Raw genomic sequence first — 14,167 nt, 5'->3', positions numbered from 1 at the left:
CCCCTCCTCCAGGTACAGTGACCCGCGTGATCGTTGCGTAAGCGTGAGTGTCTGCGTATGTGCAGCCGGCCGGAGTTATTCCCGCAGGGCGGCTGCTCTCAGCCCTTCCAGTGCAGCGCCGTGATGAGCGTGAACAGCCGGCGGGCGGTGTCCTGATCGGTTTCGATCTTGCCCTTCAACCTCTCCGCCAGAAGCTGCGCGCCCTCGTTGTGCAGGCCGCGCCGCCCCATGTCGATCGCCTCGATCCGGCTCGGCGTCGCGTGGCGGATGGCCGCGTAATAGCTTTCGCAGATCAGGAAATAGTCCTTCAGAATGCGCTTGAAGGGCGTGAGCGACAGGATATGCGTCACGACGGCGCCGCCATCGGCGTCGCGGATGTCGAAAACGAGCTTGGCGTCCATGAGGGAGATGCCGAGCGCATAGGGGCCGCCGGCGTGGCCCACCAGCGCGAAATGGTTGTTCTCGATCAGATCATAGACGGCGATGGCGCGCTCATGCTCCTGATCGGCCGAACCCCGGCCGATCGAGTTCTCGTCTAGAGTGACGGAGATGAGACGCTGCTGCTCGCTCGGATCCACGCCGTCAGGCCCCGAGCTGGTTGAGGCGGATCGACACCGAGCGCGCATGCGCCTGCAGGCCCTCGGCCTCGCCGAGCGTGACGGCGGCGGCGCCGATGGCGCGCAGCGACTCCGCGTCGCATTTCAGGATCGAGGTGCGCTTCACGAAATCGAGCACGCTGAGGCCGGAGGAGAAGCGCGCCGAGCGCGCCGTCGGCAGGACGTGATTGCTGCCGCCGACATAATCGCCCACCGCCTCCGGCGTATAGGCGCCGATGAAGATGGCGCCGGCGTTGGAGACGCGCGCGGCCAGCTCCTCGGCGTCCTCGCTGATGATTTCGAGATGCTCGGCCGCGATGCGGTCGGCGAGCGGCAGCGAGTCGGCGAGCTTCTTCACGACGATCACCGCGCCATAGTCGCGCCATGACGCGCGGGCGATCTCCTCGCGCGACAGCGTGGAGAGATGACGCTCCACCGCCGCCTCGGTCGCGTCGGCGAGCGCCGGATCGTCGGTGATGAGGATCGACTGCGCGGATTCGTCATGTTCCGCCTGCGCCAGAAGATCGGCGGCGATCCAGTCGGGATTGCCGGTCTTGTCGGCGAGGATCAGCACTTCGGAGGGGCCGGCGATCATGTCGATGCCGACCTGGCCGAAGACTCGGCGCTTGGCCGCGGCGACCCAGGCGTTGCCGGGGCCGACGATCTTGGCCACCGGCGCGATCGTCTTGGTGCCATAGGCGAGCGCGGCCACCGCCTGCGCGCCCCCGACGCGGTAGATTTCATTGATGCCCGAGCGCTTCGCGGCGGCGAGCACCAGCGGCTCGACATGACCGCCCGGCGTCGGCACCACCATCACGATGCGCGACACGCCCGCGACCTTCGCGGGAACCACATTCATCAGCACGGAGGATGGATAGGCCGCCGTGCCGCCCGGCACATAGAGGCCGACGGAATCGAGCGGCGACCAGCGCCAGCCAAGCTCCACGCCGGCGGCGTCGCGGAAGCGCAGGTCCTGCGGCTTCTGGCGCTCGTGGAAGGCGGTGATGCGCTCCAGCGCGAGATCGAGCGCCGCGAGCTGTTCCTTGGAGCATTTGGCCTCGGCGGCCGAGACCTCGGCGGCGGAGACGGCGATTCCGGTCTCGGCGAGGTCGATACGGTCGAAACGCTTCGAGTAATCGATCAGCGCCTCGTCGCCGCGGGCGACGACATCCTCGATGATGTTGCGGACGGTCTCGTCGACGTCGTGGGACGACTCCCGCTTCATGGAGAGCAGCGAAACGAACTGCTGCTCGAAATCGGGGGCGGCGGCGTCCAAACGCAGGGTCATTTTCTTCTCCAACCGGGTTCTCCGGTTGTCATGACCCTCCAGCGGCGTTTTCGTCAAGGTCGTGACGAAGATCATGGGTCGGACGCGCCGCGACTTTCCAGCGCGGGCCGACGTCGCAAAGCTGCGCCTCGACACATTCGACATCGAGGCAGATGCACGCGCCGCCCGCGAAAATCAGGTGAATGACGCCGGACGGCGCCTCGGGGCCGGGCTCGAAGGTCACGGCGAGGAGCGAGAGAATGGCGTCCGGCCGGTCGCGCGCGACATTCTGGCAGCGAACGCGCTGCACGCCCTCGAAATGCAGGCCGGAACGGCAACGCTCCAGCCGCCCCTCCAGCTCCGCGGCCCAGTCGAAGCGCGAGCCGACGAGCGCGAAGCGGCGCTTCCCGGGGAGGTAGGCGATGTCGCCGACGCGCACCAGCGCGTCCTGCACATGGGCCGAGAGCAGCGAGAGATCCTCGCTGTCGAGCGCGTGCAGTCGCAGCGAGGGAGCGTCCTTTTGCGGGGTTGCGAGCATGCTGATTCCTCCTGCGACCGATATGGCGACAGGCGCGGATGGACGCAAGCCCGTGTAACCTCTGATTGACATGGGGTTGGCGGGAGCTGTGGGGTTGAAGGGATGGATGCGTTGTGTCGGAGGGGCGAAGCAGGGGCGCGAGTGAAATAAGGAATATTTTCATATCGAAAATATCCAGCAAAAGCCTCGTAATTTTCAGCGCCCTCGATTTCGTGCCGAGGCTTCGAAGTTTCACACGTCGAGCAACGAGGCCTGCAAGCGTGCACGACTCGCACATACACTCATTTCTCCGAGGCGAGATTTTCCTCGTAGGCTTTGGACGCTACACGAGCGATCCCAACCATATCGCAGGCTTCGTTACGAGGCGCGACGGCGTATTTTCGGAATGAAATAGAAGCCGGCTGCGATCGTTGCGCCGCGTCTTGCGGGGCCGGAACTGCTGCCCGCTCGGCCCGCTTCATACTCTCGGGAACCGGAAAGACACGACCTTCGAATACAGTGCCCCACACCGGCACGTCCTTGAGATCAATGGCGCGGACTTCATAGGGGTCCTTCTCCAGGATTGTGAAATTGGCAATTTTGCCGGGCGCAATGCTGCCGATCTGATGTTCCTTTCGCCAGGAATAGGCGGCCTCGATTGTGATCGCCCGAAGCGCCGCTTCGACCGAGATACGTTGGCTGGGGCCAGCCACGCGACCCGATGGCGTGAGGCGGTTGACCCCCGCCCAAGCCAGATAAAGTGGATCACTCGGCCCCATCGGCAGGTCGGAATGATAGGAGAGCGGCATCCGGTTCTTCAGCACCGAGGCTGCCCGCACCATCAAGTTGGCGCGCTTGGGTCCCAGCCCCACCTGTCCATATTTGTCTGCGAAGCCGGTCGTGTAATAGGGATTGGCGGAGACAATCGCGCCCAGACGAGCGGCCCGCTTGACCTGATCCTCCGTCGAATTGGCGAAATGCACGATCACCGTGCGATGGTCGGCACGCGGTTTTTCCCGCATGCGCCGCTCCAGAACGTCGAGCACCGTGTCAAGGCCGAGATCGCCGTTGACGTGAATATGCAATTGATATCCTGCGTCCCAATAGAGTTTGGCGCGCTCTTCGAGCTGCGCGGGCGGCATGATCCATTCGCCGTGATGGCCGTCGATATAGCCATCCCTCATCTGCATCAGTTGCGAGATTATAGCTCCATCGGCAAACAGCTTGACCTGCTTGGGGAAGAACATGAGCTTCTTGCCAGCCCCCTCCGGCGCGACGGCGATCTGCGCCTCCGTCGCATCGAGCGCCTTGTCGAGGCCGACACGATCAGGAATGCTGCGACCGTCGGCAATGAAGGTCGAGTACATTGGCGTATCCGGCGCACCGAGAACCTGCTCGTAGAGCTTCCACATATCCGGCGCGTAAAGCGCTCCGGGCTCGTTATAGGCGGTGACGCCATTTGCATGCTCGTAGGCGACCATCTGCTTCAGACCGCGCGATAGACGCTCTGGTGAGGCGAGCACATTCATCATCGGCTTGATCATCAGGTTGAGGCCCGTCTCCCAGAAATGCCCGTCCTCCCAGTTGGATTGTTCGCTCGCGGTTCCCTTGCCTTTCGTCATTTCCTCGGTGAGACCTAGCGCCTTGAGCGCGGGCGTGTTGAGGATGAATTCGTGGCATGAGCGCTGCCAGATGGCGACGGGACGCGTGCTGCTGATCGCATCAAGCGCTTTACGGTCGAGCGTACCGTGCCAGAGCGAATGATAGCCCCACGAAAGAAGCCAGTCGTCGGGATTTTTCAATTTGGCTTCGGCGGCTTTCAGCCGCGCGCGATACTCTGCCTCACTGGCCGCGGCCCTGAAGGTCTTGCCGGGCAGCACCCAATCCTCCGGTGCAATGACCTCGATGGCGAGCGTCAGCGCGCCGAGGACAGGATGCAGATGCTGGTCAATGAAACCGGGCATGACGATCTTTGATTTGAACGTCTCATCCACCCTGTAATTCCTGTCGCGTAGTTCTTTCTTCACCTCATCCAACGTTCCGACCGCGACGATACGCTTCCCCGAAACCGCAACCGCCTCTCCTGACGGGCGGTTCGGCTCCATCGTGATAATCTTCCGGGCGACGAATATCGTTGCGGGAGTGGGCTGCGGCGCTGTCTCGGGATCGTGCAGCGCTTTCGCTACGGGCTCATTGAATGTCCCTTCGGCCGGAGCGAGGCGCGGCGGGAAAAACGTCGAAGCCACGAGCAAAATCATGCCGGCGAACAGGGAAGTTTGGGATTTGTGAAGCTGCCGCAACGCTAGCCCTCCGAGTTGCGAGCGCAGCATGGCAAGCTATGCTCAGAAAGTCGACTCAACGGCCAACTAGTGCTCGAAATCTAACGCTTGGTTCCCGGGGCAGACAGCGGTTGGCGGTGGACCGCTTTTGACCCAAAGCGGACCATCGACGGGTGCCTTTCATCCATGCTGAAAAGCCATGCTCTAGGCGCTGCCGCTCGGCGCGTGAGCGCGAGAGCAAGTCACATAAGAAAGCTGCGCATGCGCAGCTTCTTCTGTGGTTAAATTGGCAATACCACGGAGGCGCGGGCGCACCGCGTCATGAAGCGGCGCGAGAGGACGAGCAAGCTCATGAATTTCGGAAAAGCTGTCTATTCATTCGCGGGGATATTTTCCTTTTCGATCCTCTCGGTAATGCCACTTCACGCGGCCCACAAAGACGCCAGGAGGATCGTCAAGTCAGATGGGATCGAGATCGAGGTTTTTGAGTTCGGCAAAGGCCGCGAGACGCTTATCATGGCGGCAGGAAACGGCCGGCCCGCGGCGCAGCTTAGCGAACTCGCCAAAGGTATCGCCGCAAACGGCATACGCGTAATCACGTATAATTATCGCTCGTTGGGCGCCAGCACCGGACCGATCGACGGACTTACGCTCCACGACTACGCCAATGATTTGTGGCGGGTCGCCGATGCGCTGGGGCTAAAGAAAGTCCACCTGGCGGGGAAAACCTACGGAAATCGCGTTGTTCGCGCCGCCTCGCAAGACAAGCCAGATCGCGTTCTCAGTGTAATTCTGATCGGCGCAGGCGGGGAACAGTTGCCGTCTCCGGAAACGCTCGCCCTCTACAAGCGTTATATCGACCCCCACACCCCAAAGGACGAGTGGCTGAAGCTTCAGGGCCAACTCATGTATGCGCCGGGCAATGAGCACCTGGCCGCCCTGGATGCTGCGCAGGGAGAATATCCTGTCCTCGCCGCGGCTCAGGTCAAAGCAAGCGACGCCACCCCGAAAGCAGAATGGGCCAGTGGCGGCACGGCCCCCATGCTGGTCATGACCTGCCTTCTCGATGTTGTCGCCGTGCCGGAAAGCGCCCTCAGCGTAGCAAAATCGAGACCCAACGCCTGGCTCGTGGGCTTGCCGGGCTGCGGTCACAACATGCTTAATGAACGCGGCGAAGATCTGGTGCGGCTGATGTCGGAATTTATTGTGCGAACGTCCAAGCGCCACTAGCACGCTGTTGAAAAACCCCTCGCGCTGACGAGGCACCCCGAGGTTCATCGTAAGGAATATCCAAAATGCATTGAACTGCGAAATTCCTTGCTACTGCGCGGAAGGTCTGCAATTGGCGCATTGCTGACTCCGACGCTGTCTCCGCTCAGATACTGGAACTGGGTTCCAAGCGTTAGATTTTGACCACTAGCTGTTCCGATGGACCGGCCCTGCTGTCTTTCGTCTTGCGTCGGCCGCCGCTCGCGGGGTTGGCATGGGAGGGGCGCTAGCATATGGGGCTAAAATTGATCCTCGACCCAAAATGGCGCAGCTTTCGCGAAATTATCAGGCCTTGCCAAACCCGACCCTTGACAGCTCCGGAATAAATTCCTATATCCCGCCCACCCCAGCCAACCGCAAGGGGCGTCGCCATGGGTCTGGCGGCGCTGGCGGGGGCGGATCCGGCGGGACGTCGACCCACGTTCCCGATCCGGCGGCGCGTCGCCGGCCCGAGGCTCTCCTTCGCGCGGAGAATAAAGCCCTGGCCGCAATATCCGAGGTTGGCGCGGGGACCGATTACCCTAAACGGGGAAAAGACCCTGAACCCGGAGGCGACGAGACGACGCGATCCGCATTCGGGACGCTGCGGCCCCGATTCTCTCTCGCGCCAAGGTTTCACGGAGCCGCGGCGTCCCGGATTCCCTGCCCCGCGCCGAGAGGCGGCGGGGATATTGGCGCGCGCCCACCCTCCCCGCGAGGAGGAGGGCGAGAGGTCCTCAATCCTGAAAGGGATTGTGCACGAGAATCGTGTCGTCGCGCTCGGGGCTCGTGGAGAGCAGCGCCACGGGGGCCTCGATCAGCTCCTCGATGCGGCGCACATATTTCACCGCCTGCGCCGGCAGGGCGCCCCAGCTGCGCGCGCCGCTGGTCGATTCCTTCCAGCCGGGGAAGCTTTCATAGACGGGCGTCACGCGCGCCTGCGCCGCCTGCGAGGCCGGCAGGCGGTCGATGCGGGCGCCGTCCAGCATGTAATGCGTGCAGATCCTGATTTCGTCGAAACCATCGAGAATGTCGAGCTTGGTCAGCGCGACGCCGTTGATTCCCGAGGTTTTCACGGCCTGCCGCGTCAGCACGGCGTCGAACCAGCCGCAACGGCGGCGCCGGCCCGTGTTGGTGCCGAACTCATGGCCGCGGTCGCCGATCAGCGTGCCGATCTCGTCGTGCAGCTCCGTCGGGAAAGGACCGCCGCCCACGCGCGTCGTATAGGCCTTGGCGATGCCGAGCACATAGCCGATCGCCCCCGGCCCCAGCCCCGAGCCGCTGGCGGCCGACGCCGCGACCGTGTTGGAGGACGTCACATAGGGGTAAGTGCCGTGATCGACGTCGAGCAGAACGCCCTGCGCGCCCTCGAAGAGGATGCGCTTGCCGGCGCGGCGCTCGGCGTCGAGCAGATCCCACACCGCGTCCATGAAGGGCAGGATGCGCGGCGCGACGCCGAGCAGCTCCTCGCGCAGCGTCGCGGGCGCGACTTCCGGCAGGCCGAGGCCGCGGCGCAGCGGGTTGTGATGCGCGAGAACGCGGGCGATCTTGTCGTCGAGCGTGTCGGGCTCGGCGAGATCCATCAGGCGGATCGAGCGGCGGCCGACCTTGTCCTCATAGGCCGGGCCGATGCCGCGCTTCGTGGTCCCGATCTTGGAGCCCCCGCCGGCCTCCTCGCGATGCGCGTCGAGCTCCCGGTGAAGCGAGAGAATGAGCGGCGCGTTCTCCGCGACCTTGAAATTCACGGGCGAGATGGCGACGCCCTGCTCCCGCAGCCGATCGATCTCGCCCACGAGAAAGTGCGGATCGACGACGACGCCATTGCCGATGACCGAAAGCTTGCCCGGCCGCACGATGCCCGAGGGCAGCAGCGCGAGCTTGTAGGTCACGCCGTCGATGACCAGCGTATGGCCGGCGTTGTGCCCGCCCTGAAAGCGAACCACGACGTCCGCCTCGAGCGACAACCAGTCGACGATCTTGCCCTTGCCCTCGTCGCCCCACTGGGCGCCGACCACCGCCACATTCGCCATGGCATTCTGTCTCTGTCAGAAAACGAAAAAAGCCCCGCGCAGTAACGCGAAGGGCCGTTACGGGCGGGGTTTAGCGCAGGACGGGCGGGCGGTAAAGCCTGTGCGCGAAAGCGCGGCCCGGATGTCGTCGGCCGCGTGAGGTCGTCTCGGGCCTTTTGCGGGGCGCAAGTAGGACGGCGAGCCGCACGCATGTTGCATACTATTGAGCTTACGCTACTTTTTCTTAGCGAATCCATGGCCAAGCTTCGCCGGAAAACATGTAACGCGTCACGCCGCCCGGAGAGCGAAGCCATGAATCCGAAGGCGCGCACCCCTCATCCGCTGGAGATAGCGAACGGGCTGCTTCGCTATTTGCGCCAGACCTCCGGCCAGGCCGCCATGATCTTCGGCCTCGCAGCCGGCGCCGTTGCCTCCTGAGCGCTTCCCCGGCGTGAAAACAAAGCCGCCTGCAGAGCGCCCCTCCCTGGGATTTGAAACCGAGCAACACAACATGGTGTTTGCAGTTCCATTTCGTGTGACTTAGGCTTTCACATCGTTCCTTGCGGGCCTTCATCATCCCGCGCCGGGCGACTTGCGAATGGAAATGCCCGGCGGACCTCCGCAAACGTCGACGCCTTGCCGCCCCGCAGGGCCGGCGAAAAATCTCGTTTCGGTTAAGGGCTTTCGATCAGCAGCGCAGGACTCGCTCATGCGCCACAAACTGTTTTGAGACACATGATTCAGAACCAGGGAGCAGGCATGTTCAACCTTACCCGCAGCTTCATCCTCGCGCTCGCTTTCGCCCTGCTCCCGACTCTCGCCGCCGCGCGGGACGAGCAGCGCGTCGAACGCGTCTCGTTCAAGGACGGGCGGGCGACGATAAGGGGACGGATAAAGGGTTACGCCCACGTCGATTACGTTTTCCCGGCCGGCGCCGGCGAGTCGATCCAGATCAATCTCAGGACCAACAAGTTGAGCAATTACTTCAATCTCATGGCTCCGGGGTCGGACGTGGCCATGCCCAACGCCATGTCCGTCATCGAATATAGCGGCGCTGCGCCGACGAGCGGCGACTACCGCGCGAGGGTCTATCTTTACCGCAATGACGCGCGGCGCGGCGTGACCGCCAATTACACGCTGACGATCGCTCTTGGCGAACAGAGCAGCACAAATGAAAAGGGGCCGGACTATGCAGACGGGCTGACGGGAGGGCCGGACTACTGGGAGGTCACGGGCGTCGGCCACGGCGATGAGTTGAGCATGCGCAAGGCGCCCTCCCCGAAGGGCGCGCTCGTTATGCGGTTTGCCAATGGCGCGGTTCTGAAGAACCTCGGCTGCAAGAATACCGGCGGCCAGCGATGGTGCCGCGTCGAGAGGCCGGACGACCCGTCGATGCGCGGGTGGGTGAACGGACGCTATTTGCGCGAGTCCGCAGGGCCACAATAGACGCGTGCTTCACGCACGGTGATAAGGGTGCCCCGATAAGATCGTCATGGCGCGATAAATCTGTTCAGCCGCAAGAATGCGCACGAGCTGATGCGGCAGCGTCATCGCTCCGAAGGAAAAGACCGCCTGCGCCCGTGCGCGCACGCTAGCGTCGAGCCCCTCCGAGCCACCAATTGCGAACCACATCGCCTTGCGCCCCGCGTCGCGCTCTCGGCCGATGAAGGCGGCGAAGGCGGCGCTGTCGGCTGATTTGCCACGTTCATCGAAAACGGCCAGCGCGGCGTCGGCGGGCAAATGGCCAAGCATCTCCTCGCCCTCGCGCGCCATGCGCTCGCCCGAACTTTTGGCCTTGCGCTCGTCGATTTCCCTGAGGTCCAGCCCCTCAAGCCCAATTCGTCGAAGAGCCATGATGCGCTCCGCGTAGCGCGCGAAAATTTCTCGTTCGGGACCGGCCTTCAGCCGGCCCACGCAAATCAGTCCCAGGCGCATCGGCTGGTCTCAGGCCAGCCGCATCTCCACCGGACGGTCGCCGCCCCACATCTTCTCGAGGTTGTAGAACTGACGAACCTCGGGACGGAAGATGTGGATGATGACGTCGCCGGCGTCGATCAGCACCCAATCGCATTGCGGCAAGCCCTCGACGCGCGGCGACACGACGCCCGCGGCCTTGCAGGCCTTGATCGCCTTGTCGGCGATCGCGCCGACATGCACAGTCGAACGTCCTGTCGCGATGATCATTTCATCGGCGAGGGCGGTCTTGCCGCGCAGATCGATGGAGATGATGTCCTCGGCCTTGGAGTCATCGAGGCTTTTGAGGACATTTTGCACGATCAGGCCGGATAACGGCGCATTGGCGCCGGGAGCCGGATGGGACATTGCCCCTGTCCCCGGATGAACACTTGTCGACAGCGTTGCGACCCTCATGCTTCGCGGCCCCGCGCCCCTCGAGGCATGGCCGCCACATAAGGATGGGACGCTTTGTCGCCGAATGCAATAGGAACGAGGGTTCGTCGCCCCCGCGACGAAAAAAACCCGGCTTCAGCGCCGGGTCTTGAAGGCGGTTCGGGCTAATCGAGAGGCGGGAGGAACCTCAAAGCCGGAACATCTCCCTTATAGCCCAATTCGAATCGAAACGCCCGAAGATATTTTCCGTCTACGTTTGCGACCCGAGCGAAAATGGTGATTTGTCCAGGATCAAATGTCGATTCCGTCGTTCCGCCGCGGCGGTTTCCGAAAGTCGAAGGCGCGCCGCCTCAACAAGTTAGGTGACGGGAGGAATCGCCGGAGCGCGTTTCGTTGCCAAAAAGCAACATTTTCTCGGATTTTGACGCCGCGCCCCCGCAACTCATGCGCGAATCGCCCAATCAGGGGATCAAAACCATCGAACCCGCTGTCGCACGTGATTCGAGGGCGACGTGTACTTTCGCCGCCTCCGCCAGCGGGAAGGTCTCCGGCGCCTCGATAATCAAATGGCCTTTCTTGACCGCGTGCATCAGATCCTCGGCCATCTCCTCATAATCGGCGCGCCTCGCGATATGGGTGAAGAGCGATGGCCGCGTCGCGAAGAGAGACCCCTTCTGCGCCAGCAAGCCGATGTCGAAGGCCTCAATCGGCCCCGACGCCGAGCCGAAGCTTACGAAGAGGCCGAAGGGCTTCAGGCAGTCGAGGGAAGCGGGGAACGTCGCCCGCCCGATCCCGTCATACACCACGTCGCACAGGCGTCCCTTGGTGATCTCGCGCACGCGCTCAGGAAAATTCTCACTGCGATAGAGGATCGTGTGTTCGGCCCCTGCCGCCTCTGCGATCTTCGCCTTGTCCTCCGAGCCGACCGTGGCGATGACCTTTGCGCCGAGCGCGCTCGCCCACCGGCAAAGCAATTGACCGACGCCGCCCGCGCCGGCGTGGACCAGCACGCGATGCCCTTTTTTGACCCGAAAGGTGCGCCGCAGCAAATATTGCGCGGTGAGCCCCTTGAGCATCATGACGGCGCCCTGCTCGTAGGAAAAGGATTTCGGCAGGTGAATGACGGAATCAGCGGCGATGTTGCGCGCCTCCGCATAGCCTCCGAGCGCGCCGACATAGGCGACGCGGTCGCCTTCCTCGAAATCCTTGACGCCATCGCCCACGGCGACGACCTGCCCCGCTCCTTCATGACCCGGCGTGAAGGGATAGTCCGCCGGATAAGCCCCCGTTCGGCGATAGATGTCGATGAAATTGACGCCGATCGCGCGATGGCGGATCTGCACCTCGCCCGCCGTCGGGGGCGCCAGCTCGACCTCCTCCAGCTGCAGGGCCTCGGGGCCGCCCGGCCTGTGCACGCGAATCGCCTTGACCATCACGTTCTCCCTTCGTCTCCGCCCCTCGAAACAGCGGCAGGATCATTAAATAACAGGCCGCCCCGACCAGCGCCGCCTTCACGGCGAATGACGCCGCCGCAAGCTCCTGATCCCCGGCCTCGACGATTACGATGGCGAGTGAAACCGTCGGCTCGGCGCGCAACTCGAACAGATATTAAGACGAGCACATTCCAGATTGCGGGAAAGCCACGAAACCACAAGTCTTCCGTCTTCATTCGCCTGTCGGAGAAATAGAGCGCCGAAGCTGCGCAGACGATACAGGCGACCACCGCGGGGTCGAGAAGCTTCGAGCGCCACAGCGCCACGCGCGTCGCGACGACACGGCCCTCCACGGCGCAGAACAACGCCGCAAGGCCAAGCGCCGCACCGCTCGCGGTGAAAAGGTGAATGAGAAGACCGTTGAGCCGGGATGACATGGCGGGCGCCTGAAAAAGGCGGCCACCCTACACCCGCTCCCGGCCGGGACCTAAGGGCGGCGCCGTAAAAGTCGCCGGCGCCCTCGCTTAGCCGCGCGTCCGACGCTATAACATGTGACAGACGGGAGACATGAAATGACCGAGGTTTCCGCGCAGGATCAAGGCGCGACGACTAAGACCGACATTCTCGTGGCCGGCGCGGGCTCGACCGGCCTCGCGGCGGCGTTAGCCTTTGCGCGCGCCGGATTGAAGACGACGCTAGTCGGCCGCATTCCGCCGCCCCTGCCCGGCCGCACCGTCGCATTGTTCGAGGCTTCGGTGCGCTTTCTCGATGCGCTGGGAGCGCTGGAGCGCGTGAAGGATCTCGGCTGCCCGGTGGAAGCGATCCGCATGATCGACGACACCGATCAGCTCTTCCCGGTTCCGGAGCTCACCCTGCGGGCGAGCGAAGTCGGGTTGCCGGCTTTGGGCGTCAATATTTCCAACGACGAACTCGTCGGTGTCCTGCTGGACCTCGTGCGTGCGCGCCCCGAGATCGAAATGGTCGACGCGGACATCGTCGATTACGAGCTCAACAGCGTGAGCGCGACCGCCATACTCAAGGACGGTCGGCGGATCGAGGCGGATTTCATCGTCGCCGCCGACGGACGCAGTAGCCGCGCGCGCGCCGTCGCGGGCATAGACGTGAAGGAATGGACCTATCCGCAAGTCGCCCTCACCATGATGCTGCGGCATGAATTCCCGCACGACAATATTTCCACCGAATATCACACGCGCTCCGGCCCCTTCACGCTGGTGCCATTGCCTGCGCGCGAGGATTCGCCGCATCGTTCGAGTCTTGTCTGGCTGATGAGCGTCGACGACGCGCGACGCCGCCTCGCCAAGCCGCGCGAGGAACTCGAATATGAGATCGAGGACTATGCGAAGTCCGAATTCGGCGCGATGAGGATCGAGAGCGAAATCGGCCAGTTCCGCATGGGCGGCATGCAGGTCTCCAGACATGCGGCCGGTCGACTCGCGCTTGTCGGCGAAACATGCCACGTCTTCCCGCCGATCGGCGCGCAAGGCCTCAACCTGAGCCTGCGCGACGTCGCCGATCTCGAAGACTGTCTCGCGAGCGTGGATCTCAAGAACGAGCAGGAATTGTCGCGCGCCCTCTCGCGCTACGATCGCCACCGCCGGGCGGACATCGGTTTCCGCACGCATGGCGTCGATGTGCTGAACCGCTCGCTGATCGTGCCCTATCTGCCGGTCGACCTGTTCCGCGGCGCGAGCTTCATTGCGATCGCCGCGCTGGGGCCGCTGCGGCGGGCGGTGATCCGCGAGGGCATCCTGCCGCATCTCGTCTTGCCGCGCCTCATGCGTCAACCCGTGGCCGAGGAAACGCGCAAAAGCGCATGAGCCAGAAAAAGAAATGGCGCGCGAACGTATCGCGCGCCATTTTTTGCCGCCGAATGTTGTGATTATTTCGACGCGATCTCGATTTTCTTCTCTTGCTGTTTCATTTCGGCGGACTTCGGCAGCGTGACCTTCAACACGCCCTTTTCGAAAGTCGCCTTGATCTTTTCCGCATCGACGCCATCCGGCAGACGGAAGCTTCGTTTGAACGAGCCGTAACGGCGCTCCGAGAAGAAATAGCCCTCGTTCTTTTCCTCGCGTTCGACTTTCTTCTCGCCGTGAATGACGAGCGCGCCATTGACGACCTTCGCTTCGACATCCTTCTGGTCCATTCCGGGGAGCTCGGCGGTCAGCTCATATTCATTGTCGCGCTCGACGAAATCGACCGGCGGCGTCGCGGGCCAGCCGACAAAGCGCTCGAAGGGCTCATAGTCACCCGACCGCTTTTGCAGCGGCGCTTCGTCGAAGAACCGATCGAGCTGGCGACGCAGCGCCTCGAACGGCCGCCAATCCCACAGATCGGGGGAAATCATCGAACTTTCTTTTTTCGTCACGGGGGTCGATTCTTTTTCGGCCATATCTCCCTCCAAAATTCAGCGTTGAGCCGCGCCAGTGTGCGCAACTCCGGCGCAAC

At 63.2% G+C, this 14,167-nt stretch carries 13 protein-coding genes; 4 read left to right on the top strand and 9 right to left on the bottom strand.

Translation table 11 applies throughout. The features are described 5' to 3' along the window. Window positions 1–98: 98 nt before the first annotated feature. From MET49242_RS02600 to MET49242_RS02585, 4 genes are all read right to left on the bottom strand, one after another. Window positions 99–626 (bottom strand): UPF0262 family protein, encoded by a 528-nt coding sequence (locus tag MET49242_RS02600; RefSeq protein WP_192815567.1) that lies wholly within the window; start codon window positions 624–626, stop codon window positions 99–101. After that, window positions 583–1,884 (bottom strand): histidinol dehydrogenase, encoded by a 1,302-nt coding sequence (gene hisD / locus MET49242_RS02595; protein WP_036286616.1) that lies wholly within the window; start codon window positions 1,882–1,884, stop codon window positions 583–585. The genes MET49242_RS02600 and hisD overlap by 44 nt, the downstream gene beginning before the upstream one ends. A gap of 28 nt (window positions 1,885–1,912) precedes the next feature. Continuing rightward, window positions 1,913–2,401: a DUF2948 family protein gene (locus MET49242_RS02590; protein WP_036280444.1), complete on the bottom strand. Its 489-nt coding sequence runs from the start codon at window positions 2,399–2,401 to the stop codon at window positions 1,913–1,915. A gap of 281 nt (window positions 2,402–2,682) precedes the next feature. Beyond that, complete coding sequence (locus tag MET49242_RS02585; RefSeq protein ID WP_244430664.1) at window positions 2,683–4,680, bottom strand: amidohydrolase; 1,998 nt, start codon at window positions 4,678–4,680, stop codon at window positions 2,683–2,685. A 330-nt stretch (window positions 4,681–5,010) separates the two neighbouring features. Here MET49242_RS02585 and MET49242_RS02580 point away from each other — a divergent pair, with 330 nt between their 5' ends. Then, window positions 5,011–5,889 carry an alpha/beta fold hydrolase gene (locus MET49242_RS02580; protein ID WP_158497238.1) on the top strand — a complete coding sequence of 293 codons (879 nt, stop codon included), beginning with the start codon at window positions 5,011–5,013 and terminating at the stop codon, window positions 5,887–5,889. Window positions 5,890–6,644: 755 nt separating this feature from the next. On the opposite strand, the gene MET49242_RS02575 is transcribed toward MET49242_RS02580, so the two are convergent. Next, window positions 6,645–7,937, bottom strand: a complete 1,293-nt coding sequence (locus MET49242_RS02575) for an adenylosuccinate synthase (protein WP_036280438.1) — start codon at window positions 7,935–7,937, stop codon at window positions 6,645–6,647. A gap of 291 nt (window positions 7,938–8,228) precedes the next feature. Between MET49242_RS02575 and MET49242_RS26315 the strand changes: the two genes are divergently transcribed. Further along, complete coding sequence (locus tag MET49242_RS26315) at window positions 8,229–8,354, top strand: hypothetical protein (RefSeq protein WP_256378568.1); 126 nt, start codon at window positions 8,229–8,231, stop codon at window positions 8,352–8,354. 321 nt (window positions 8,355–8,675) lie between these two features. Then, on the top strand, window positions 8,676–9,362 hold the full coding sequence (locus MET49242_RS02565) for an SH3 domain-containing protein (RefSeq protein WP_051133951.1): 687 nt from the start codon (window positions 8,676–8,678) through the stop codon (window positions 9,360–9,362). A 9-nt stretch (window positions 9,363–9,371) separates the two neighbouring features. Here MET49242_RS02565 and rlmH read toward each other — a convergent pair whose 3' ends face one another. The 3 genes from rlmH to MET49242_RS02550 all read right to left on the bottom strand — a co-directional run bounded on the left by rlmH (window position 9,372) and on the right by MET49242_RS02550 (window position 11,698). Continuing rightward, window positions 9,372–9,851 (bottom strand): 23S rRNA (pseudouridine(1915)-N(3))-methyltransferase RlmH, encoded by a 480-nt coding sequence (rlmH, locus tag MET49242_RS02560; protein ID WP_036280433.1) that lies wholly within the window; start codon window positions 9,849–9,851, stop codon window positions 9,372–9,374. 9 nt (window positions 9,852–9,860) lie between these two features. After that, entirely contained in the window at window positions 9,861–10,238 is a 378-nt protein-coding gene (gene rsfS / locus MET49242_RS02555; protein ID WP_051133950.1) for a ribosome silencing factor, read from the bottom strand. Window positions 10,239–10,726: 488 nt separating this feature from the next. Further along, window positions 10,727–11,698 carry a quinone oxidoreductase gene (locus MET49242_RS02550; RefSeq protein ID WP_036280430.1) on the bottom strand — a complete coding sequence of 324 codons (972 nt, stop codon included), beginning with the start codon at window positions 11,696–11,698 and terminating at the stop codon, window positions 10,727–10,729. 572 nt (window positions 11,699–12,270) lie between these two features. Here MET49242_RS02550 and MET49242_RS02545 point away from each other — a divergent pair. After that, on the top strand, window positions 12,271–13,536 hold the full coding sequence (locus tag MET49242_RS02545) for an FAD-dependent monooxygenase (RefSeq protein ID WP_036280427.1): 1,266 nt from the start codon (window positions 12,271–12,273) through the stop codon (window positions 13,534–13,536). Between the two features lie 62 nt (window positions 13,537–13,598). On the opposite strand, the gene MET49242_RS02540 is transcribed toward MET49242_RS02545, so the two are convergent. Beyond that, window positions 13,599–14,111 carry an Hsp20/alpha crystallin family protein gene (locus MET49242_RS02540; protein ID WP_036280425.1) on the bottom strand — a complete coding sequence of 171 codons (513 nt, stop codon included), beginning with the start codon at window positions 14,109–14,111 and terminating at the stop codon, window positions 13,599–13,601. Window positions 14,112–14,167: the final 56 nt, after the last annotated feature.

The sequence above is a fragment of the Methylocystis sp. ATCC 49242 genome, assembly GCF_000188155.2.
GTDB lineage: Bacteria > Pseudomonadota > Alphaproteobacteria > Rhizobiales > Beijerinckiaceae > Methylocystis.
The sequence above is the reverse complement of the archived record's forward strand: the minus strand, read 5'-3'. Positions and strand labels throughout refer to the sequence as shown.